Here is a 23,103-nt window from a genome sequence, read left to right on the forward strand (position 1 = left end):
CGTTTTTACCTGTGACTGGCATCACACCAGCGTGCATTCTGACCAATGACTTTCTGTTTATGGCGGGTTAATCGCGTTAACCACTCTATAAAAACAAGGTTAATCGATTAATCTTTATAAAGCCAACACGGAGAGAAAAAATGCCTACAACCTATAATAAACACCCTGAAGTCCACGTTCAGGGCTATGACAACCAGGCCTGGCAGGGCTGGGAATCTGTCCTTTCTGTCCTTAACGCCAGGGTGACGGGATCCGCTAAAACGGTATTGATTGTCGATTGCTATCCGGGCGTCAGGCTTGAGGAGCTGGAGCAGCAGCTCATCAAACGATTACCAACCTCTCTGGTCGTGAATATTGAAACGGCCCGTCGGGATGAGCAGGCGTTGCACGAGTTACTGGCGCGTAACCTCACTGACGATCGCGTTTTCGGCGTCCTCTCTTGCCATCATCTCGACGAGTTTTTTGATGCCGACAAACTCCATGGCATCCGTCAGAAAATTGATGCAGTAAGCGACGGCCTTGTCATCGTGTACGGCTCCGGCGCAGCGCTGGCGCATGCAGGCGATGTGCTGGTTTATGCCGATCTGCCGCGCTGGGAAATTCAACAACGCATGCGCCATGACGGTATGGGTAACTGGGGGGCAGAAAACCAGAATGAAGATATTCTGCGTCGTTACAAACGCGCCTTTTTTATTGAATGGCGGGTCTTTGACCGGCACAAAACGCCGCTGCTTAAACGTACTGATTATTTGCTGGATACCACAGTGGGCGATGCCCCTGCAATGGTCAGCGGCGAAGCGCTGCGTGCCGGGCTGCAACAAACCACCACGCAACCGTTTCGCGTGGTCCCTTTCTTCGATCCGGGGATTTGGGGCGGACAATGGATGAAACAACGATTTGATCTCGATCCCTCAGCACCCAATTACGCGTGGTGTTTTGATTGCGTGCCCGAGGAAAACAGCCTGTTACTGCGTTTTGGCACTGTGCGGATCGAGATCCCCTCTCAGGATTTGGTGCTGTTGCATCCTCGCCCTCTGCTGGGTGAAAAAGTGCATGCCCGCTTTGGTGCAGAATTCCCGATCCGTTTTGATTTTCTCGACACCATTGGCGGGCAGAACCTGAGTTTTCAGGTCCATCCGCTAACTGAGTACATCCAGCAGGAGTTCGGGATGCACTATACCCAGGATGAGAGCTACTACATTCTCGATGCCGAACCCAATGCCGTGGTCTACCTGGGAACAAAAACCGGGATACAACCCCAGGAGATGTTGAACGATCTCCATGCGGCTGCACGAGGGGAAAAAACGTTTGATGATGTGCGCTTCGTCAATCAGATCCCGGCCCGTAAACACGATCACTTCCTCATCCCTGCCGGGACGGTACACTGTTCAGGTGCGGGCACGATGGTGCTTGAGATCAGCGCAACGCCATACATTTTCACCTTCAAACTATGGGACTGGGGACGCTTAGGTCTGGACGGTCTTCCCCGCCCCGTGCATTTACACCACGGCGAACAGGTCATCGACTGGCAACGCGACACGCAATGGGTTTACGACAACCTGGTGAATTGCATCGAGCCCGTTGCCGAAGGCGAAGGCTGGCGGGAAGAGAGAACCGGGATGCACGAGAGAGAATTTATTGAGACGCGTCGTCATTGGTTTACCGGATCCGTTACGCACCACACGCACGGCGGCGTTAACGTCCTGAATCTGGTGGAAGGCGCACAAGCGGTTGTTGAGAGCCCGAGCGGCGCGTTTGCTCCCTTTATCGTTCACTACGCCGAGACATTTATTATTCCTGCGGCTGTGGGGGAATACCGTATTTCGCCTTCCGGTAAAGGTGTCGGCCAGCGACTCGCCACAATAAAAGCCTGGGTAAGAGGATAAGCCGATGATTAATGTGATTGTTGCGACCCACGGCCCCCTGGCAAATGCCCTGCTGACCAGCAGCAAAATGGTGTACGGCGAGTTACCGCATGTTTATACCGTTACGCTCAGCGAGCAGGCAGGCATTGAAGGGTTTAAAGAAGACTTTTCTCGTGTACTGAAACAGGCGGGAGAAGATGCGGATGGTGTGCTGGTCCTGTGTGACATGCAAAATGGCACCCCCTGGAACGTGGCCTGTCGTCATGCGTTTTCAGCTGAAACGCAGCCGCCAGTGGCGGTGCTGGCTGGCGTCAATTTCCCCATGCTGCTGCAAAGCGAAGAGATCTGTTCTTTGATGAGCGTTCATGCCGCCGCCGATGCGCTACTGGCATTAACGCTTCCCACGCTGATGAAAGCCGCCCCGGTTTTATCCGCTCAGTCAGATGATTTTTAAAGGAAACCACGATGAGTATTTCTTTTGTACGTATCGATGACCGCGTTATCCACGGGCAGCTCGTCACACGCTGGGCCAAAGAGCTGCCCTGCGACGGCATCGTCGCTATTGACGACGCCGTGGCGGCCGATCCGCTGCTCTCCTCGGTGATGAAAGGGGCAGTTCAGGACACAAAAGTGTGGCTCTTTGACACAGCAACAGCCATTGAAAAATTACCCAAAGTGATCGCCAGTGAAAAACGCTACTTCGTGATCGGCAAGTCGCCCGTCACGTTGCAGCGACTCGAAGAAGCAGGCATCAGTTTGCAAAACAGCAACGGCAAGATCAACGTTGGCCCAATGAGCGCCCGCGCGGATACCAGGACGATTGGCCCCAATCAGTCGGTGAATAGCGAGGAGATCGCCGCGTTCAACTGGTTGACCCAGCGCGGTCATCAGGTTGAATTCCGCCTGGTACCGGATGCCAGTTGCTACAGTTGGCAAGATGCCTGCCAGAAGCTGAAATAAGGAGCGCACCATGTTTATTGAAGCCACGCTGATTGGCATTCTCTGCTACCTCGGCGCCCTCAGCAGTCCCTGGTTACTGGGCCTCACTGGCGGCTGGTATCTGATAACCCGACCGCTGGTCTCCGGTATGCTGGTCGGCATCATTTTAGGCGATATGAAAACCGGGATCATGATAGGCGTAGCGGTTCAGGCCGTATACATTGCGATGGTCACACCCGGCGGCTCGATGCCTGCCGATCTGAACTTCGTCGCTTATCCCGCCATCGCACTGGGGATCCTGTCAGGAAAAGAACCTGAGGTTGCAGTGGCGCTGGCGGCGACTATCGGCATCGCCGGAACCATTTTGTTCAACGCGATGATGGTACTGAACTCGTTCTGGAACCACCGGGCCGACGTGGCGCTGGATCGTGGCGACGAGCGCGGAATTTATCTTAATAGCGCCATCTGGCCCCAGGCCACCAACTTTATTTTGCGGTTCGTGCCAACGTTTATCGCCGTCTATTTCGGCGCACAGTACATCAGCGGCTTTATGGACAGTCTGCCGAAGATGGTACTGTCGACGATGAACGTGCTGGGCGGCATCCTGCCTGCCGTGGGGATCGCTATTCTGCTTAAGCAGATCATCAAAAACTACACCATGCTGATCTATTTTCTTGTCGGCTTTGTGTGCATCGTCTTTTTAAAGCTCAATATGGTCGCGCTGGTGATCGTCGGCTCATTACTGGCGCTCATCCACTATAACTACAAACCGGAGCCACAGACTGTCGCAGGCAGCAAACCGGTTGCAGATGATGAGGATGAATTCTGATGGAAGAACGTACCCTGACCCGTAAAGATTTGCGCCGCTGCTGGCGTGCGTGGATGATGCACAACCTCTCATCAATGAGTTTTGAACGTCTGGAGTCATTTGGTTTTTGTCTGAGCATGCTACCCGTGGCGAAAAAGCTCTATCCTGACATCGGGCAGCGCACAGAAATGCTGCGCCGTCACGCCTCCTTCTACAATACCGAACCGCAGATTGGCGCGATCGTCAACGGTATGGCGCTGGGGCTGGAAGAGAAAAAAGCCAACGGCGAACCGATTGACGGCGAGACGATCAACACTCTGAAAGTGGGCCTGATGGGGCCGATTGCCGGGATCGGCGACTCGATGATCCCGGGGATGCTCATCCCTATCCTGCTCAGTATCGGTATGGCGCTGGCAGCAGGCGGCAGTGTTCTTGGCCCGCTATTTTATACCGTCGCGTGGCTGGCGATCATCATTCCAGGCTCATGGTTCCTGTTCCTGAAAGGCTACCAGATGGGGTCAGGCTCCGTGGAAATGCTGGTAAGCAGTAAATCAGCAAGGCTGCGCGAAGCGTTGTCACTGCTGGGGGTGTTTGTGATGGGCGGCGTGGCGGCAAGCTATGTGAAGCTGGGAACCGGCCTGGAATTTGTTACCAAAGATGGAGTGAACATTCATGTCCAGCAAATGCTGGATGGGATCTTCCCACAGCTTTTACCGCTGAGTGTGGTGCTGGGCACCTGGTATCTGATGGCAAAACGCGGCGTGTCGCCGGTAAAATCGATGCTGTTATTACTCGTCCTCGCAGCACTGGGCGTCGCCAGCGGTTTGTTCAGCGGATGATGCAAAACGGAAAACCGGGGCACAGCCCCGGTTTGATTAAGGATGGAAGTTACGCCATAACTCTGCCGTTTTATCCGGTCGTGAAATAAACTGAAAACGCGCCGGGTCTTCAATGAATTGTTGATAAATCGGCGCCGTCGTAATGCCAAACTCACTGTATTGACGGGGTGTCACAGCCTGTAGTCGTCCGGGTATATAGTGTGGATTGTGCTGCCAGATAATATTTCGCCCTTGCAGTAACGGATACCACGCCAGCCCCTTGTGAGCGCGCACTGCGTCATATTCAAAACCGTATTCCCGGTCGCACCATGCGCCGAAGGTTAAAGGCGTATCGGGATCGGCAGAGATCGTTGCATGCCCCCAGCCCGGCGGAACCAGCACTTTCTCACCGGGTCCCGCAATCACCGCAAAGCAGCGTCCTGGATCGTCCTCGACATACTCCTGCATATAGACAACCGCCTTTCCCTGCCAAATTTCATAAAGCTCGGGCGGAGACCAACCGCTGTGCTGGCTGATTCGATGGACGTGTCCCTGGCTGCGAATCGGCTCTTCACCCAGTTGACCCGCCGCATAGGTGACCACGCCGAACAGCAGCATTCGCTTTTTCAGTTCCTCGCGATCCTGAAGACGAGCGACATCCATTGCAATGGCATAAACCTCTTCCGGCCCGTGACTGTGCGGATCGCGCAGCGATTCGCGAATCTGATCGAGTCGGCGAATTTCAGGCATTGGTCCTGTCACATCTTCGCCGTAGCTAAATCCAGGCGGATGCTGATGCACCGTCATATCCAGGCCATAAGGATGCACAGAGTCAACCATTCTGAACCTCCCTCACCTCAATGTTCTGGTTATTTGCGAAAACCCGCAGCCGAAAGCCGTTTGCTAATGCAGCATAATCATGCCCGGCAACAGCAGGCCACACCGCCAGCGCTGAGAGCACCTCTGCACCCGTGTTAATTAAGCGGTGCGCCGTAAAACCCGGAATAATATGGACAGAACCGGCAAAGACCTTTTCAAACCTCGCGTCGCCCCGCTCGTCCTGCAACAGCAAAAGCCCTTCCCCGCGAAGACCGAAATAGACTTCGCCCTGTTCGCGACGAGCGTGAAAATGTCCGCGGGTCATAAAATATTCGCCGCCGACAAAGCCAGGATAAAGATGGGTGACGCCGGTATAAAGTCCGCCTTCTGCGGGAGACGTGTTGAGCATCTCTACGTCATAGACGACCTGTTCGCCAGGCAGAATCCGGTGAGCTGACTCATCGGCAAAGACCCCTGTGAGATCCGCTATTCGCGTTGATTTGCGTACGACCGGACCATCAGCAAATGCGCCGCTCGCCCAGTCCACTCGCGGTGGCTGAATAAAAGGAAGATTCATATGTGTCTCCGGCCCGAGGAGAACAACATCATTAAAATAGCAGATTAATCGATTAACCTGCTATATCTCTCAATATGTTGTGGGTCGTATCACACTCTTAGGGCGCCAGCGCGAGTACTTCCGCCACCCACTGCTGGAAACCCGCAACATCGATATCCAAAGCGACCTGCACGTTTGCCGGTCTGTTCATCCGCCCCTCAAGATCCACCACGGTGGTCCCGGCGGTATATTCTCCCTGGGTTTCGACGGCGACAAAGCACGGTTTGACGGTAAACAGATCCGGGCGCACCAGCCAGGCTATCGCGCAAAGATCGTGCATGCGCACACCAGTACGTATAGTCCCGCTGCGATAGTGGCTGAACAGCGCGTGCAGCATCTTCCCGGTGCGGTTCAGCATGGGAAGCGTTGCCAGATAATCCGGGGTCAGCATGGCCTGATTAGTGACATCCAGCCCACACATCACAATTTCAATTCCGCTCTGGAATACGTGGGCAGCCGCCTCAGGATCAACGGCGATATTAAATTCAGCGTTAGGGGTGAAGTTCCCCCGCCCGGCGGAACCGCCCATGATCACCAGACGGCGGATGTTGAAGGTGCACTCCGGATAGTGCATCAGCAGCAGCGCAATATTCGTCAGCGGGCCAATCGCCACCAGTGTGATGGGCTCCGGAGCGCTCATCAGCGCGTCACGCAGGGCGATGAACGCTGGTTTCGCCAACGGCTGTCGGTCATGTTCGACAAAATCATAACCTTCCATACCAGATTCACCGTGTACATAGGCCGCGTCGCGTAGCGAACGCAGCAGCGGTGTAGCCGCACCCTGCGCGAGGGGAATATCAGCATTCCAGAAATGCAGCAGTTGCAGGGCGTTGCGCGTGGTTTTCTCCACACAGACGTTACCGGCGACCGTGGTCATGAGTTGCAGATCGATCTGAGGGGCAAACAGCGCGGCAGCAATTGCCGCCGCATCATCAATGCCAGGGTCGGTGTCGAGAAAAATGGGCAGGCGCATAATTCCTCCATAAAAAAATGCCGGGTATCAGACCCGGCATCTTCGCATAGATTAGCGTGAACTAAATCATTCTACTTCACGAACATCCACACGCAGCTCTTTCGGCACTTCGAAAACGATGTTCTCTTCACGACCTTCCAGCGGAATGGCTTCGCCGCCACCCAGTTCTTGCAAACGAGCGATCACGTTTTGCACCAGAATATCCGGCGCAGAAGCCCCAGCGGTGACACCGACGCATTTCGCCTCTTTCACCCAGGCTTCCTGAATATCGGTCGCATCGTCAATCAAAAATGCCGCTTTCCCCATTCGCTGCGCCAGTTCAGCCAGACGGTTGGAGTTAGATGAGTTCCTGGAACCGACCACCAGCACGACATCCGCCTGTTCCGCCAGCGCACGCACCGCTTCCTGCCGGTTGGTAGTGGCGTAGCAAATGTCATCTTTACGCGGTCCGACGATTTTCGGGAAACGCTTACGCAGTGCGTCGATCACGTCTGACGTATCGTCCACGGAGAGCGTGGTCTGGGTCATAAAGGAAAGCTTGCCTTCGTTTTTCACCTTAAGCGAAAAAACATCTTCCGGGGATTCGACCAGGTACATGCCCCCTTCCGGGTTGCTGTACTGCCCCATTGTGCCTTCGACCTCCGGATGCCCGGCGTGACCAATCAGGATCGACTCTTCGCCACGACGACTGGCACGCGCCACTTCCATATGCACTTTGGTCACCAGCGGACAGGTTGCATCAAAGACGGTGAGATCGCGGCCTTTCGCTTCGTTGCGCACCGCCTGAGACACACCGTGTGCGGAGAAGATCAGGATCGCGCCGTCCGGTACTTCACTGATCTGCTCGATGAAAATCGCCCCGCGTTCGCGCAGGCTGTCGACCACATAACGGTTGTGCACCACTTCGTGACGAACGTAAATCGGCGCGCCGTAAATGGCCAGCGCATTTTCAACAATGCTGATAGCGCGGTCTACACCAGCGCAAAAACCGCGCGGGTTGGCCAACAGGATCTGCATGTTATGCCTCCAGTGCCGGATCGACTTCCAGCACTTCAATATCAAAATGAACGGTATGCCCGGCCAGCGGATGGTTGAAATCGACGGTAATGGAGTCACCGTTGATTTCGCGGATCACACCAGGCATCTCACTGCCGTCCATTGCGGTAAAGAGCATTATCGCCCCGATTTCAGGTTCGCCTGCGTCCATAAATTCACGGCGCGAGAAGTACTGAATCAGGTCAGGCGTCGTGATGCCAAACGCGGCATCCGGCTCCAGGGAAAACGTGGTTTTATCGCCGTCTTTCAGTCCGAGAAGATGTTGCTCCAGTCCTTCAGACAGAGAGCCATCCCCCAGGCGGAAGAGCGCGGGCTTGCCGTTATTACGGGTTGACTCTGCGGTGGAGCCATCGTCGAGTTTTAAGGTGAAGTGCACCAGCACCGCACTGTTACTCTGTACTGATTTAGACATGCAGGTTGCTCACGTGTTTCGCCATCTTGTTTGCCCGATGACGCTTACGCTTATCGGGCCTACAGAAAGCAAATTTTTGTAGGCCGGGTAAACATAAGCGCCACCCGGCATTTTATTACGCCTGCTTTTTCGGCAGGAAACCTTCCAGCACAATCATTGCCGCGCCGACACAAATCGCACTATCGGCGAGGTTAAACGTAGCAAAATGCCACTCCCCGACGTAGAAATCGATCATATCGACCACGAAGCCATGCCACAGGCGGTCGAACAGGTTCCCCAGCGCGCCGCCAATGATTAGCGCATACGCGATATTATTCAACTTCTGCGTCGCTCTGGAGCGGTACATCATCACCGCCAGAATGACGCAGATACCGATCGCGATACCGGCAAAGAACCAGCGCTGCCAGCCGCCGCTATCGGCGAGGAAGCTAAACGCCGCACCATAGTTACGCGCATAATGCAGATTAAGCGACGGGAACAGCGGCACCGTATCCCCCAGAGCAAAATTCTGGAGGATCAGGTACTTGCTGCCCAAATCGATAATCAGCACGACTACCACCAGCCACAGCCAGCGTAGCCCTGTTGAACAAAGAGGCTTACTCATCAGGCAAACTTACGTTTTTCGCCATCACCGGCGATGTTGCTGACACAGCGGCCGCAGATTTCTGCGTGTTCCGCTACCTTGCCGACATCCGTCGTGTAATGCCAGCAACGCGGGCATTTATCACCTTCGGCTTTGCTCAGAGCGATCTTCAGCCCTTTGAGCAGTTCGCTCTGCTGCGCATCAGCAGAAGCGCCGGCATAATCAGCGACTTTCGCGCCAGAGGTCAACAGGACAAATCGCAATTCATCGCCCAGTGCCGTCAGCTTCGCAGCCAGTTCAGGTTCCGCGTACAGGGTCACTGCCGCTTCCAGAGAACCGCCCACTTTCTTATCCGCACGCGCCTGTTCGATCACTTTGTTCACTTCGCCGCGTACTTTCAGCAGCTCGTCCCAGAAGCTATCGTTCATTGCTTCAGTATCAGCCAGACCGAACAAACCGTCATACCATTCGCCAGTGAAAACATATTTTTCACGGTCACCCGGCAGGTAGCCCCAGATTTCATCTGCGGTGAAGGACATGATCGGCGCCATCCAGCGTACCAGCGCTTCCGCGATATGATACAGCGCCGTCTGGCAGCTACGACGCGCCCGGCTTTCCGCTTTCGCGGTGTACTGACGGTCTTTAATGATATCGAGATAGAACGACCCCATTTCGACGGAGCAGAAGCGCATCAGGCGCTGTACCACTTCGTGGAAATCGTAGGCTTCGTACGCTTTCAGGATGTCTTCCTGCGCCGCTTTCGCGCAGCCCACCGCCCATCTGTCCAGTACCACCATCTCTTCCGGTTTCACCATGTCTTTAACCGGATCAAACCCGTTCAGGTTCGCCAGCAGGAAACGCGCAGTGTTACGGATACGACGATAGCTGTCGGCAGCACGTTTGAGGATCTCATCCGAAACGGCCATTTCACCGGTATAGTCGGTTGATGCCACCCACAGACGCAGAATGTCGGCGCCCAGTTTGTTCATCACATCCTGCGGCGAAACGGTGTTACCGATGGACTTGGACATCTTGCGGCCCTGACCATCAACGGTAAAGCCGTGCGTCAGTACCTGGCGATACGGCGCTTTGCCTTTCATCGCGGTGGAGATCATCAGAGACGACATGAACCAGCCACGATGCTGGTCGGAACCTTCCAGATACATATCTGCCGCATGGCCGGCGAACTCCGGGCGTACATCCACAACGGAGGCGTGCGTTGAACCAGAGTCAAACCAGACGTCCAGGGTATCCGGCACTTTCACATACTGATCGGCTTCGTCACCCAGAATGTCTTTCGGGTCGAGATCCCACCAGGCCTGAATACCGTCAACTTCAACGCGTTTCGCTACTTCTTCCATCAGTTCGATGGCGCGCGGGTGCAGCTCTTCAGTGTCCTTGTGAACGAACAGAGACATCGGTACGCCCCAGGTACGCTGACGGGAGATACACCAGTCAGGACGGTTCGCTACCATCGATTCGATACGCGCCTGACCCCAGTCCGGGATCCACTGCACGCCTTTGATCTCTTTCAGCGACTGCTCGCGCAGACCTTTCTGATCCATGCTGATAAACCACTGCGGGGTCGCACGGAAGATGATCGGCGTCTTGTGACGCCAGCAGCACGGATAGCTGTGCTGCATTTTCTCAACGTGCAGCAGCGCGCCTTTTTCACGCAGCAGTTCAACTACAATATCGTTCGCTTTAAAGACGTTCACACCGTCCAGCGTCGGATACGTACCCGCCAGATATGCGCCGTCTGGACCTACCGGGTTAGCAACTTCCAGACCGTATTTCTGGCCGATGACATAGTCATCCGGACCATGGCCTGGCGCGGTATGTACCGCGCCAGTACCCGCATCCAGCGTCACGTGATCGCCGAGGATCGCCGGAACGTCGAAGCCCATAAACGGATGGGTAAAGCGCAGCAGCTCAAGCTCCGCCCCTTTTACGGTTGCGAGAACGGTATAGTCTGTCGCGCCAATGCGTTGCATCACGCTTTCAACCAGATCTTTCGCCAGGATCACCGCCTGCCCGTCGATCTGTACTAGCGCGTAGTCAAAGTCCGGCGCAAGGGAAATCGCGCGGTTTGCCGGCAGCGTCCACGGCGTGGTGGTCCAGATAACCAGCGAGATTGGGCCGTTGACGCTAGCCACGCCAAATTTCGCTTTCACTGCATCCTGATCCACGGCAGCAAAGGCCACGTCAATGGACGGGGAGGTTTTGTCGTAATATTCCACTTCCGCTTCTGCCAGCGCAGAACGGCAGTCTACGCACCAGTGCACCGGCTTCGCGCCTTTGTGCAGGTGACCATTGCCAATGATTTTACCCAGCGCGCGGATGATGTTGGCTTCGGTTTTGAAGTCCATCGTCAGATACGGATGCGACCAGTCTCCGAGCACGCCCAGACGGATAAAGTCTTTACGCTGTCCGTCAACCTGAGTTGCCGCGTACTCACGGCATTTCGCACGGAACTCCGCCGCGGTGAATTTTTCACCCGGCTTACCGAATTCCTGCTCCACTTTTAGTTCGATCGGCAGACCGTGGCAGTCCCAACCCGGAACGTAAGGCGAGTCATATCCCGCGAGTCCTTTGGACTTCACGATAATGTCTTTCAGAATCTTGTTAACCGAGTGACCAATATGAATGCTGCCATTCGCATAAGGAGGGCCATCATGCAGAATGAAGGTTTTTTTGCCTTTTTTGGCCGCACGAATGATGCCGTACAGGTCATCATCAGTCCAACGCGCCAGCATTCCCGGTTCGCGCCTGGCGAGATCGCCGCGCATCGGGAACCCTGTTTCCGGCAAATTCAGGGTTGATTTAAAGTCACTCATCAGATTCTCGGTTCCGTATTGATTACGTAGGCATTTAAGCCGGTTTTGATAGCCCAAAAAAATCACGGGCAGTTAATTCATCTCGCGCAATCTGCGCTTTGAGTTCATCCAGCGAGGCAAATCGCTGTTCATTGCGTATTTTTTTACGCAGCACAACATCTATATGGCGACCATAGAGGTCCATTGCAACATCCAGCAGATGCACTTCCAGTTGCTGACGCACGCCCGAAACCGTCGGTCGGGTTCCGATGTTCGCCACGCCGGGCAATGGCTTCTCGCCAAGCCCCATCACTTCAACCGCATAGACCCCTTTTACCGGGGAAACCTGACGACGCAGCGGTAAGTTTGCCGTCGGGAAACCAATGGTGCGTCCGAGTTCATCACCGTGTACAACACGGCCAGAAATGGTAAACGGATGACCCAGCAGGCTTTCGGCGAGGGCCAGGTTGTCCTGTGCCAACGCCTGACGCACGGCGGTACTGCTGATACGTACACCGCCTTCGCAGAAGGTTTGGGTGCTGGTAACATCAAAACCATATTCCGCACCCGCCTTCTGTAATAACAAGAAATCGCCTTCGCGACCAGCGCCAAAGCGGAAATCATCCCCCACCGCGAGAAATTGCACCCCAAGACGATTCACCAGCAGTTCACTGATAAAGGTCTGTGCCGTAAGGGCCGCAAAACGTCGATCGAATCGCACGCACAGCACATAGTCGACGCCGCATTGCGCGAGATAACGCAATTTTTCACGCAGGCGGGTCAGCCGCGCAGGCGCTTTATCTGTCGCAAACAGTTCGAGCGGCTGCGGTTCAAAAATCATCACCATCACCGGTAAGCCACGCCTGCGCCCTTCTTCCTGCAAACCGTGCAGCAGCGCACGATGCCCACGATGCACGCCGTCGAAATTACCAATAGTCAGCACACACCCGTGCGGGGCCTGACTGAGATTATGTATGCCGCGTATCAGCTTCATGTCTGGCTCAAAACAGTGAAAATCGCCAAAGTATACCTTGTACAGCGGTCAAGGTTAACCGGCGATTGATGTGGCGAAACAGAAAGCAGATGAATTTCATTACCCTGAGGCAAATACCAACCACAAACTGACAAAGCAATTCAATTTTTATCGCTGAAAAGCTGTATTCACAGACCGCAAGCTGGTAGAATCCTGCGCCATCACTACGTAACGAGTGCCGCTAGATTAACGGCGCTTATTTGCACAAATCCATTGACAAAAGAAGGCTAAAAGGGCATATTCCTCGGCCTTTGAATTGTCCATATAGAACACATTTGGGAGTTGGACCTTGGCTAATATCAAATCAGCTAAGAAGCGCGCCGTTCAGTCTGAAAAGGCTCGTAAGCACAACGCAAGCCGTCGCTCTATGATGCGTACTTTCATCAAGAAAGTATACGCAGCTATCGAAGCTGGCGACAAAGCTACTGCACTGAAAGCATTTAACGAAATGCAACCAATCGTGGACCGTCAGGCTGCTAAAGGTCTGATCCACAAAAACAAAGCTGCACGTCATAAAGCTAACCTGACTGCACAGATCAACAAACTGGCTTAATCGCCTGTTGATTGTTGCTTTGTAAAAAAACCCGCGCAAGCGGGTTTTTTTATGTCTGGACTATTTGTTCTGGGGTGTAAATAACGCCGAATAGTTTGTATTACAGATACGCTGGACCGCCGGGTGCTGAATCATTCTTTCAGCAAAGATGGCATGATATTCCTCCATCACATTCTCCACGCGACCAATTTCGACGATGGAATCGTCTGCGTAAAAGTCATGCGCATAGAGCGTCGGAGCCACAAAAATCGCGTTGTGTGTCGCGCCAAAGGCTTTCATCAATGCGGCGTCGTCAAACTCTCCCAAAATTTCAACCTTCAGCCCCTGGGAATTAATCCAGTTCAACAACTTGCGTCCTAACATTGAACGCCGTCCGGGGATCAGCAAACGTCGCTCTTCCAGACAGGCCGGAAAGGGTTTTTCCGGTAATGGCTGGGTACACCAGAAGCTCACGCTACACTCGCCAATCTTCACCGAAAACAGCCCTTCCTGCTGCGTCGAGTCAATCGGGCAATCCGAGATAATCATGTCCAGCTTGTGCTGGCTGAGCTGCTCAAGCAGCATCTCGTGGGTTGATTCAAAACAGCGCAGGTGGATCTGCTCACCTTCAACGACGGCGGCATCCAGTACGTTGCTGACCAGCCGTTTCGACAACGCATCCGCCACGCCCACATCAAATAACAGATTGGACTCTTTGCGGTAGTTCACGATATCCAGCATCTCCTGGCTTAGGGTGAACATTTTATCCGCATAGCGAAAAACCAGTTCGCCAAGTTCGCTGGGCTCCAGACCACGCCCCTTACGCTTGAAGAGTTTGCCCTGCAGGCGTTCTTCAAGCGCTTTAATCTGTCCGGTGATAGTTTGCGGCGTTAAATAGAGCGCTTCCGCCGCACCGACCACGGACCCCTCTTTATAGACGTGCCAAAAGTAATAGAGATGGTTGTAATTAATGTGGGACATACATTCTCTCTGATAAATATTACAAAGGGGGAGCCGGAAGAGGCTCCCTTGCTAACTCGCCCAATCAGACCGACGGGCGTAAACGAGCGCGCAGCAAGCTGTAACCAATTACCGCCGACAACAAGGAGCCAATCAGGATCCCCAGCTTCGCCCAGTTAATCAGCTCCGGATCCACATTGCCAAAGGCCAGGCTGGCGATAAAAATCGACATCGTAAAGCCAATGCCGCACAGGATGCCGACCGCCATGATTTGCGGGAAGGAGGTTCCCTCTGGCAATTGCGCCAACTTCAAACGCAGCGCCAGCCAGCAGAACAGGCTGATCCCCAGTGGTTTACCCACCAACAGGCCCGCAATAATGCCGAGCGGCAGAATGGAGGTCAGACCGTCCATCGTTACGCCCTGTAATGAAACACCCGCATTGGCGAAAGCAAACAACGGCAGAATCAAATAAGCCACCCACGGATGCAGAACATGTTCCAGACGCTTTGCCGGGGAACGTCCGTACTTCTCTTTCAGCGGTATAAAGAAGCCGACAATTACGCCTGCCAGCGTCGCATGGACGCCAGATTTCAGTACCGCCGTCCACAGCACCACCCCAACGAGGATGTATACGCCCGTGCGCCGAACACCGCACAGGTTCAGCAGTGCCAGAATCGCAATGGCGAATGCCGCCACACCCAATGACACCATCGACAGATCGTGGGTATAGAAGACGGCGATAATAATGATCGCCCCCAGGTCATCAATAATCGCCAGCGCCATCAGGAAAATTTTCAACGCCAGCGGCACCCGACTGCCGAGCAAAGCCAGCACGCCGAGGGCAAAGGCGATATCCGTAGCCGCTGGGATCGCCCAGCCTTCGCGGGTGATCGGATCGGCATAGTTGAAGGCCAGGTACAGCAGCGCGGGGACAATCATTCCGCCGATGGCGGCAATCACTGGGAATGCCGCCTGACGCAGGCTCGCCAGGGAGCCCTGCATTAGCTCGCGCTTCACCTCAAGGCCAATCAGCAGGAAAAATACCGCCATCAGGGCGTCGTTGATCCACAACAGCATGTTTTTATTGATCTCAAGCGCGCCAACCCGTAACTGAACCGGCGTCTCAAGGAAAGCGTGGTACCATCCACTGGTCACACTCATATTGGCCATCAGCATGGCCATGGCAGCGGCGATGATAAGAATGATGCCTCCAGAGGCATCGCTGCTAAAGAAACGATGCAGATGTTTCACTTTTTATTCTCTCTATAGGGTGAATACTTCGTAATTACTATCATACTCCGCATGAATAATCGTTAAAATTAGATTATTCATGGCAAAACATTCGCTTTTACCGAATCATAGAGGCATAAAAAAAGCCTGAGATCTCGCAATCTCAGGCTCTTGGCCGATACGGCAGACGTAATTAACGGGTCAAATCATCAAAGAACTTTTTCACGCCGTCAAAGAAGCTCTTGGAGCGCGGGCTGTTCTTTTCGCCGGTTGGGCCGCCAAAGCTTTCCTGCAGGTCTTTCAGCAGTTGCTTCTGCTTTTCATTCAGACCGACCGGTGTTTCGACCACGACGCGGCACAGCAAATCCCCCTGCGCGCCACCTCGAACCGATTTCACGCCTTTGCCACGCATGCGGAACAGTTTTCCGGTTTGCGTTTCGCTTGGCACTTTCAGCTTAACTCGACCATCCAGCGTCGGGACTTCAATCTCGCCGCCGAGTGCTGCCATCGCAAAGTTAATCGGCACTTCGCAGTACAGGTTATTACCTTCACGTTCGAAGATCGGATGCTGTTTCACCTGCACCTGAACGTACAGATCCCCTGCCGGTGCGCCGTGTTCGCCCGCTTCCCCTTCGCCTGAAAGACGAATACGGTCGCCGGTATCCACGCCTGCCGGGATTTTAACCGACAGCGTTTTGCTCTTCTCGACGCGACCATGACCGTGACACTTATTGCAGGGATCCTTGATCAGCGTACCGCGCCCCTGACAGTGCGGACAAGTTTGCTGAACGGCGAAGAACCCCTGGCGCATCTGCACCTGGCCGGAACCGTGACAGGTCGGACAGGTCTGCGGCTGCGTGCCCGCTTTCGCCCCGCTGCCGTGGCAAACATCACACTCTTCCAGCGTCGGAATGCGGATCTCTTTGGTCACGCCACGTACGGCTTCTTCCAGGGTGAGATCCATGTTGTAACGTAAATCGGCCCCACGCGCAGCACGTTGACGACCCCGACCACCGCCAAAGATATCGCCAAAAACGTCACCAAAGATATCACTGAAGTCAGCGCCGCCGCCAAAACCGCCGCCGCCGCCCATCCCGCCTTGCTCAAACGCGGCATGACCGTACTGATCATAGGCTGCGCGTTTCTGCGAGTCGGTCAGGACTTCATACGCTTCTTTGATCTCTTTAAACTTGGCCTCGGCCTCTTTATCACCCTGGTTACGGTCCGGGTGAAATTTCATGGCCAGGCGCTTGTAGGCCTTTTTGATTTCACGCTCTTCCGCTGATTTGGAAACGCCTAAAATCTCGTAATAGTCTTGCTTTGCCATTGGTTTTTTTCAGCCCCTTAACATGCGAGCACGGGCGGAGAGGAAACCCTCTTCGCCCGTGCCGATTAATTACCCTGCATCAGGGCGATTATTTTTTATCTTTCACTTCTTCAAACTCAGCGTCGACAACATCGTCATCTTTCGCGTTGTTTGCGGAAGCATCAGCGGAGCCCGCCTGCTGCTGCGCGTGCTGCTGCTGAGCGATTTCCATCAGTTTCTGGGAAACCTGCGCCAGCTCCTGCATCTTCGCTTCGATAGCCGCTTTGTCTTCACCTTTCAGCGCTGTTTCCAGTGCGCTCAGTGCAGACTCGATAGCAGTTTTGTCGTCAGCTGGCAGCTGTTCGCCTGCTTCCTCAACCTGCTTGCGAGTGCTGTGCAACAGATGGTCGCCCTGGTTACGGGTCTGAACCAGTTCTTCGAACTTACGGTCAGACTCGGCGTTCGCTTCCGCTTCGCGAACCATTTTCTGAATTTCTTCTTCGTTCAGGCCAGAAGACGCCTTGATGGTAATCTTCTGCTCTTTCCCGCTGTTTTTGTCTTTTGCGGAAACGTGCAGAATACCGTCAGCATCGATATCGAAGGTGACTTCGATCTGCGGCATGCCGCGCGGTGCCGGGTTGATCCCATCCAGGTTGAACTGACCCAGAGATTTGTTATCAGACGCACGCTTACGTTCACCCTGTAGCACATGGATGGTTACCGCAGACTGGTTGTCTTCAGCGGTAGAGAACACCTGGCTGTGCTTGGTCGGGATGGTGGTATTTTTGCTGATCAGTGCCGTCATCACACCGCCCATGGTTTCGATACCCAGAGACAGCGGGGTAACGTCCAGCAGCAGTACGTCTTTCACATCACCGGTCAATACACCACCCTGAACAGCAGCGCCGATAGCCACTGCTTCGTCCGGGTTCACGTCTTTACGCGGTTCTTTACCAAAGAACTCAGCCACTTTCTTCTGCACCATTGGCATACGCGTCTGACCACCAACGAGGATAACGTCGTTGATATCAGATACGGACAGACCAGCGTCCTGCAGAGCGACTTTCAGCGGCTCGATGGAACGGTTCACCAGATCTTCGACCAGGCTTTCCAGTTTCGCGCGAGTCACTTTGATGTTCATGTGTTTCGGACCGGTGGCATCTGCAGTGATGTACGGCAGGTTCACGTCGGTCTGCTGTGCAGAAGAAAGCTCGATTTTCGCTTTTTCTGCCGCTTCTTTCAGGCGCTGCATGGCCAGCGGGTCGTTACGCAGGTCAATGCCCTGATCTTTCTTAAATTCTTCAACCAGATAGTTGATCATACGGCTGTCGAAGTCTTCACCACCCAGGTGGGTATCACCGTTGGTTGCCAGAACTTCGAAGGTTTTTTCGCCGTCAACTTCGTCGATTTCGATAATAGAGATATCAAAAGTACCACCACCGAGGTCGTAAACCGCGATAGTACGGTTACCGACTTCTTTATCCAGACCATAGGCCAGCGCGGCGGCAGTCGGTTCGTTGATGATACGTTTCACTTCCAGACCTGCGATACGGCCGGCGTCTTTGGTTGCCTGACGCTGAGCATCGTTAAAGTAAGCAGGTACGGTGATAACTGCTTCAGTTACTGGTTCACCCAGGTAATCTTCAGCCGTTTTCTTCATTTTTTTCAGCACTTCAGCCGAGATCTGCGGCGGTGCCATTTTCTGACCTTTCACATCCAGCCATGCGTCGCCGTTATCGGCGCCAATGATTTTGTACGGCATGATGGAAACGTCACGTTGAACTTCTTCGTCCTGGAAGCGGCGGCCAATCAGGCGTTTAATCGCAAACAGGGTGTTTTGCGGGTTTGTCACTGCCTGACGTTTAGCCGGCTGACCAACCAGAGTTTCACCATCCTGGGTATAAGCAATGATAGAAGGCGTGGTGCGATCGCCCTCGGCATTCTCCAGCACACGTGCTTGAGTTCCATCCATAATCGCTACACAAGAGTTGGTAGTCCCCAGGTCGATACCAATAATTTTACCCATCTAAACGTCTCCACTAAAAATTCGGTCAACATGTGGTTGTGAGTCTGTAATAAGGGCGAAACGTGCGGTTTCAACTACCCTGATTCGTTTTTTTTCAGACTCACCACTGCGGTTGACTACTAAGTGGGGTCGTAACCCACTTCATCAAGGGGGGGAATGAAAAAATTTTTGCTTTTGTTGAAATAAATCGCCTGGACGGTGTGTGAGGACGATCACGGCAGAAATTCATCCTTTTCCCCCGATGAGATCATAGACAGCCCCTTCTCTCCTGATTATTATGCCGCGCCCCGAACGGCGTCATGTTTTAGCGGGGATAGCTATTTCACCATTCAATTAATGATGATCTTGAGGATTTATGGGCAACACTAAGTTGGCTAACCCGGCACCGCTGGGCCTGATGGGCTTCGGCATGACCACCATTCTGCTTAACCTGCATAACGCGGGTTTTTTCGCACTTGACGGTATTATTCTCGCGATGGGGATTTTCTACGGCGGTATCGCGCAAATTTTTGCCGGCCTGCTGGAATACAAAAAAGGGAACACCTTCGGTTTGACCGCTTTCACCTCTTACGGCTCGTTCTGGCTGACGCTGGTCGCGATCCTGCTGATGCCGAAAATGGGTCTGACCGAAGCCCCTAATGCGCAGTTCCTCGGTGCCTACCTGGGTCTGTGGGGGGTATTCACTCTGTTTATGTTCTTCGGCACGCTGACAGGCGCACGCGCCCTGCAGTTCGTGTTCCTGAGCCTGACGGTTCTGTTCGCTCTGTTGGCCGTAGGTAATATCGCGGGTAACGAAGCCGTGATCCACTTTGCTGGCTGGGTTGGCTTAGTGTGTGGTGCCAGCGCCATTTATCTGGCGATGGGTGAAGTGCTGAACGAACAGTTTGGTCGTACCATTCTGCCGATTGGCGAAAAACACTGATCATCAGTATCCCCCCGTTAAGGGGGGATCATTATTACGGCTGTTGTAGCTCAGCCTGCATTTCCGTATCGCGATAATACATATCCTGTCGCAGCCAGATTCCCAGACCCAATCCCACCAGCGACAACGCCAGCACATACCAGCCCGGCGCCATCGGCGAGACGCGCATCAGCAGCGTGACGGCAATCGGTGTCAGCCCACCAAAAATGGCGTAAGAGACGTTGTAGGAAAATGAAATACCGGTAAAGCGGACTTCCGCAGGAAACGCGCGCACCATCACGTATGGTACAGCGCCCACCACGCCCACGCAGAGCCCCACCAGCCCGTAGAGCAGGAACAGGTATTGCGGATATGCGCCCGACAGGTGATAGAACAACCCGCTCGAACAGGCCAATAATAGGCTGCCAACAATAAAGGTTTTGCTGGCGCCAACACGGTCGACGATAAAGCCCGCCAACAGGCAACCCACGCAAAGCATAATGGTCGCCACGCTGTTTGCCTGCAACGTCAGGGCCGGGGCCAGTCCGTACTGCTTTTGCAGCCAGACCGGCGACATTAAAATCACCACCACAATCCCTGCGGAGAGCAGCCAGGTCAGAAGCATGGAGATCACCACTGCCTTCTGGTGTTTCACCACCACCGACTTCACCGGCAGCTCCTGCGCCAGCGTCTTGCGCTGTTGCATCTCCAGAAAGACCGGTGTTTCCTGTAACCAACGGCGTAAGTACATCGCCACCAGACCAAAAACCCCGCCCAACAGGAACGGAATTCGCCAGCCATAGTCATGCACGGCCTGTTGCGTCAAAAGAGTGTTTACCTGAGTGGCCACTACGGAACCCAGCAGGATCCCCACCGTCAGACCTGCCGTTAGCGTGCCGCAGGCGATGCCGATACGACGTTCGGGAACGTGCTCGGCCACAAACACCCATGCGCCCGGCACTTCACCGCCAATCGCCGCCCCCTGTAAAATACGCATTAGCAGTAATAATAGCGGCGCAACAATCCCTATAGAGGCGTAAGTTGGCAGCAGACCAATCGCCAGCGTGGGAACCGCCATCAGCAAAATGCTCAGCGTGAACATTTTTTTGCGCCCGACCAGATCGCCAAAATGCGCCATGATGATGCCGCCTAACGGACGTGCCAGATACCCGGCTGCGAAGATGCCAAAGGTTTGTACCTGACGAAGCCAGTCGGGAATATCGGAGGGGAAAAACAACTCTCCCACCACTGCCGCGAAAAAGACGAAGATAATAAAGTCGTAAAACTCAAGCGCGCCGCCAAGGGCGGCCAGCGTCAGCGTTTTATAATCCTGGCGATTCAGGGGGCGTATCTGTTGTGACATAGCGAACCATAAGTCAGTGGAGTGTTGGATGTTATGAATGACATCTGTAAAGTTATAATTACTATAACGTAAACAAAACAACACGCCACTTTCACCGTCACTTATCGTATGAAAAGGTTAACTTCAGGTGTTTATTTCACGTCTTGCACTTTTTGGGCGAAAAGATGCTACGATTTCCGGCGCAGTTTCCACATACGGTCCTTCAAGGAGCTGTATACAATACGGTACACTTGCGAAGATACCCGCCACGACAACATTCCCTTCGGCATCCTTCACTCCTTCCAGGGTCTCCTGAATGGATTTCGGCTGGCCCGGTAAGTTGAGGATTAACGCCTGTTTACGGATCACCCCAACCTGGCGCGACAGGATCGCCGTCGGCACAAAGTGCAGGCTGATCTGCCGCATCTGTTCGCCAAAGCCTGGCATCTGGCGATCGGCAACCGCGAGGGTGGCATCCGGCGTCACATCGCGACGCGCAGGACCGGTGCCGCCGGTGGTCAGCACCAGATGACAACTCATCTCGTCCACCAGCTCACACAGCGTCTGTTCGATGATGGCCTGTTCGTCAGGAATCAAGCGCGTCTGCACTTCGAAAGGAGTGGTCAGCGCCGTCGACAGCCACGCTTCCAGCGCCGGAATACCTTTATCCTGATAGACACCGCTGGAGGCGCGGTCAGAAACGGAAACTAAGCCAATACGTAAGGTGTTCATGATTATTCCATTTAAACAGTCTCGTTAAACAGAATGATACACTGCGAGGGGAAGGACAGACAGGGTTCAGAAGAGGTAGCGTGACCGGCGTACCGGTCACGCATCAATGATTACAGCAGATCGCCGATCATTTTTTCCAGTTTTTCCTGGTCGACAGCAAATTTACGGATACCATCCGCCAGTTTGTCTACCGCCATTGGATCCTGGTTGTGCTGCCACAGGAACTCAGACTCGGTGATGCGTTCCGGACGCGCTTTCACTTCGCCAGAGAAGGACAGTTTACGCTCGATAGCACCTTCGCTTTCCGCCAGTTCTTTCAGCAGCGCCGGTGCGATAGTCAGGCGATCACAGCCAGCCAGCTCAAGAATTTCACCGATGTTACGGAAGCTTGCGCCCATCACAACGGTCTCGTAGCCATGCTGTTTGTAGTATTCGTAGATCTCCGTTACGGAAACCACGCCCGGATCTTCTGCCGGCGCATACTCTTTCTTATCCGTATTGGATTTATACCAGTCAAGAATACGACCCACGAACGGGGAGATGAGGAACACGCCCGCCTCAGCACAAGCACGCGCCTGCGCAAAGGAGAACAACAGCGTCAGGTTACAGTTGATGCCTTCTTTTTCCAACTGCTCAGCAGCGCGGATGCCCTGCCAGGTTGAAGCCAGTTTGATCAGAATGCGATCGTTGCTGATGCCTGCGTCGTTATACAGCTTGATGATACGTTTCGCTTTGGCGATAGACGCGTCGGTGTCATAGGACAGGCGAGCATCCACTTCCGTGGAGATACGACCCGGGACCAGTTTCAGGATCTCCAGACCGATGTTCACGGCCAGTTTGTCGGTCGCATCAACAATCTGCTGCGCACGGTCGCTGCTCTGCTGCTTAGCCCATGCAACAGCGTCGTCGATCAGCTTACGATATTCCGGGATCTGCGCTGCGTTAAGAATGAGAGAAGGGTTGGTTGTGGCATCCTGCGGCTGATACAGCTTCATTGCCGCGATGTCTCCGGTGTCGGCCACCACGGTGGTGAACTGACGAAGGGAGGTCAATTTGTCCGTCATGATAGTGTTTCTCTTTAAACAGCTTGTTAGGGGGATGTAACCGGTCTGCCCTGATGATAACACGACGTTGTGGCAGCGCAACCGCAGACAATGCGGTTATCCCCTTCACGGCACCTGTCGACAATTTCTGGTCGGGCCTTGATATGACACGTCATTCAGACGCTTATGCTTATGTATACTACACGGTCATTATCAATTGTCCGGCAGCGTATATACTATTCGGCAATTGGTAACGCTTACACAGGGTTGTTACAGCGTACCGGCAGCAACA

Annotated in this window: 22 protein-coding genes and 1 pseudogene; 7 read left to right on the forward strand and 16 right to left on the reverse strand. The window is 54.0% G+C overall.

All coding sequences use genetic code 11. From position 1 onward, the window contains the following. Positions 1-140 precede the first annotated feature (140 nt). The 5 genes from KE671_RS10630 to KE671_RS10650 are packed head-to-tail and all read left to right on the forward strand — an operon-like array spanning position 141 to position 4,451. Positions 141-1,886, forward strand: coding sequence for a class I mannose-6-phosphate isomerase (locus tag KE671_RS10630; protein WP_206162925.1), 1,746 nt, complete (start codon positions 141-143; stop codon positions 1,884-1,886). A gap of 4 nt (positions 1,887-1,890) precedes the next feature. Further along, positions 1,891-2,319 carry a PTS sugar transporter subunit IIA gene (locus KE671_RS10635; RefSeq protein WP_206162926.1) on the forward strand — a complete coding sequence of 143 codons (429 nt, stop codon included), beginning with the start codon at positions 1,891-1,893 and terminating at the stop codon, positions 2,317-2,319. Between the two features lie 11 nt (positions 2,320-2,330). Then, the gene (locus KE671_RS10640) at positions 2,331-2,825 is read left to right on the forward strand and encodes a PTS system mannose/fructose/N-acetylgalactosamine-transporter subunit IIB (protein ID WP_206162927.1); all 495 of its coding nucleotides are present in this window, start codon (positions 2,331-2,333) and stop codon (positions 2,823-2,825) included. Between the two features lie 10 nt (positions 2,826-2,835). Further along, positions 2,836-3,633 (forward strand): PTS mannose/fructose/sorbose/N-acetylgalactosamine transporter subunit IIC, encoded by a 798-nt coding sequence (locus tag KE671_RS10645; protein ID WP_206162928.1) that lies wholly within the window; start codon positions 2,836-2,838, stop codon positions 3,631-3,633. Further along, complete coding sequence (locus KE671_RS10650) at positions 3,633-4,451, forward strand: PTS system mannose/fructose/sorbose family transporter subunit IID (RefSeq protein ID WP_206162929.1); 819 nt, start codon at positions 3,633-3,635, stop codon at positions 4,449-4,451. Before KE671_RS10645 ends, KE671_RS10650 begins: the two co-directional genes overlap by 1 nt. Positions 4,452-4,487: 36 nt before the next feature. Here the strand turns inward: KE671_RS10650 and KE671_RS10655 are convergent, their stop codons facing one another. The 9 genes and pseudogenes from KE671_RS10655 to KE671_RS22810 form a co-directional block, all read right to left on the reverse strand. Further along, positions 4,488-5,270 carry a glucose-6-phosphate isomerase family protein gene (locus tag KE671_RS10655; protein WP_206162930.1) on the reverse strand — a complete coding sequence of 261 codons (783 nt, stop codon included), beginning with the start codon at positions 5,268-5,270 and terminating at the stop codon, positions 4,488-4,490. Further along, entirely contained in the window at positions 5,263-5,826 is a 564-nt protein-coding gene (locus KE671_RS10660; protein ID WP_206162931.1) for a glucose-6-phosphate isomerase family protein, read from the reverse strand. Before KE671_RS10660 ends, KE671_RS10655 begins: the two co-directional genes overlap by 8 nt. A 97-nt stretch (positions 5,827-5,923) precedes the next feature. Continuing rightward, complete coding sequence (gene rihC / locus KE671_RS10665; RefSeq protein WP_206162932.1) at positions 5,924-6,838, reverse strand: ribonucleoside hydrolase RihC; 915 nt, start codon at positions 6,836-6,838, stop codon at positions 5,924-5,926. A 66-nt stretch (positions 6,839-6,904) separates the two neighbouring features. Then, the gene (gene ispH / locus KE671_RS10670) at positions 6,905-7,855 is read right to left on the reverse strand and encodes a 4-hydroxy-3-methylbut-2-enyl diphosphate reductase (RefSeq protein ID WP_206162933.1); all 951 of its coding nucleotides are present in this window, start codon (positions 7,853-7,855) and stop codon (positions 6,905-6,907) included. Between the two features lies 1 nt (position 7,856). Beyond that, complete coding sequence (gene fkpB / locus KE671_RS10675) at positions 7,857-8,306, reverse strand: FKBP-type peptidyl-prolyl cis-trans isomerase (protein ID WP_042998001.1); 450 nt, start codon at positions 8,304-8,306, stop codon at positions 7,857-7,859. Positions 8,307-8,421: 115 nt separating this feature from the next. Then, the gene (lspA, locus tag KE671_RS10680) at positions 8,422-8,910 is read right to left on the reverse strand and encodes a signal peptidase II (protein ID WP_206162934.1); all 489 of its coding nucleotides are present in this window, start codon (positions 8,908-8,910) and stop codon (positions 8,422-8,424) included. Continuing rightward, a complete protein-coding gene (gene ileS, locus KE671_RS10685) occupies positions 8,910-11,726 on the reverse strand; it encodes an isoleucine--tRNA ligase (protein ID WP_206162935.1) in 2,817 nt (938 codons plus the stop codon). The genes lspA and ileS overlap by 1 nt, the downstream gene beginning before the upstream one ends. A 34-nt stretch (positions 11,727-11,760) precedes the next feature. After that, positions 11,761-12,699 carry a bifunctional riboflavin kinase/FAD synthetase gene (ribF, locus tag KE671_RS10690; RefSeq protein ID WP_206162936.1) on the reverse strand — a complete coding sequence of 313 codons (939 nt, stop codon included), beginning with the start codon at positions 12,697-12,699 and terminating at the stop codon, positions 11,761-11,763. 7 nt (positions 12,700-12,706) lie between these two features. Beyond that, positions 12,707-12,919 (reverse strand): annotated as a pseudogene (locus tag KE671_RS22810) (DUF2575 domain-containing protein); the annotation flags it as partial. Between the two features lie 108 nt (positions 12,920-13,027). Between KE671_RS22810 and rpsT the strand changes: the two are divergent. Beyond that, positions 13,028-13,291, forward strand: coding sequence for a 30S ribosomal protein S20 (rpsT, locus tag KE671_RS10695; protein WP_003018940.1), 264 nt, complete (start codon positions 13,028-13,030; stop codon positions 13,289-13,291). 60 nt (positions 13,292-13,351) lie between these two features. Here rpsT and nhaR read toward each other — a convergent pair whose 3' ends face one another. From nhaR to dnaK, 4 genes are all read right to left on the reverse strand, one after another. Then, the gene (gene nhaR / locus KE671_RS10700; protein WP_206162937.1) at positions 13,352-14,251 is read right to left on the reverse strand and encodes a transcriptional activator NhaR; all 900 of its coding nucleotides are present in this window, start codon (positions 14,249-14,251) and stop codon (positions 13,352-13,354) included. 64 nt (positions 14,252-14,315) lie between these two features. Next, on the reverse strand, positions 14,316-15,482 hold the full coding sequence (gene nhaA, locus KE671_RS10705) for a Na+/H+ antiporter NhaA (RefSeq protein WP_206162938.1): 1,167 nt from the start codon (positions 15,480-15,482) through the stop codon (positions 14,316-14,318). Positions 15,483-15,654: 172 nt separating this feature from the next. Continuing rightward, positions 15,655-16,788 (reverse strand): molecular chaperone DnaJ, encoded by a 1,134-nt coding sequence (gene dnaJ / locus KE671_RS10710; protein WP_061076371.1) that lies wholly within the window; start codon positions 16,786-16,788, stop codon positions 15,655-15,657. An 88-nt stretch (positions 16,789-16,876) separates the two neighbouring features. Next, positions 16,877-18,793, reverse strand: a complete 1,917-nt coding sequence (gene dnaK, locus KE671_RS10715; protein ID WP_206162939.1) for a molecular chaperone DnaK — start codon at positions 18,791-18,793, stop codon at positions 16,877-16,879. A gap of 355 nt (positions 18,794-19,148) precedes the next feature. On the opposite strand from dnaK, the gene satP reads away from it, so the two are divergent. After that, positions 19,149-19,715 (forward strand): acetate uptake transporter, encoded by a 567-nt coding sequence (satP, locus tag KE671_RS10720; protein WP_046475236.1) that lies wholly within the window; start codon positions 19,149-19,151, stop codon positions 19,713-19,715. A gap of 34 nt (positions 19,716-19,749) precedes the next feature. On the opposite strand, the gene KE671_RS10725 is transcribed toward satP, so the two are convergent. From KE671_RS10725 to tal, 3 genes are all read right to left on the reverse strand, one after another. After that, a complete protein-coding gene (locus KE671_RS10725; RefSeq protein WP_206162940.1) occupies positions 19,750-21,057 on the reverse strand; it encodes an MFS transporter in 1,308 nt (435 codons plus the stop codon). A 123-nt stretch (positions 21,058-21,180) separates the two neighbouring features. After that, a complete protein-coding gene (gene mog, locus KE671_RS10730) occupies positions 21,181-21,768 on the reverse strand; it encodes a molybdopterin adenylyltransferase (RefSeq protein WP_206162941.1) in 588 nt (195 codons plus the stop codon). Positions 21,769-21,878: 110 nt separating this feature from the next. Further along, positions 21,879-22,832 carry a transaldolase gene (tal, locus tag KE671_RS10735; protein ID WP_152405941.1) on the reverse strand — a complete coding sequence of 318 codons (954 nt, stop codon included), beginning with the start codon at positions 22,830-22,832 and terminating at the stop codon, positions 21,879-21,881. Positions 22,833-23,103: the final 271 nt, after the last annotated feature.

The sequence above is a fragment of the Citrobacter amalonaticus genome, assembly GCF_018252635.1.
GTDB classification, from domain to species: Bacteria; Pseudomonadota; Gammaproteobacteria; order Enterobacterales; family Enterobacteriaceae; genus Citrobacter_A; species Citrobacter_A amalonaticus_E.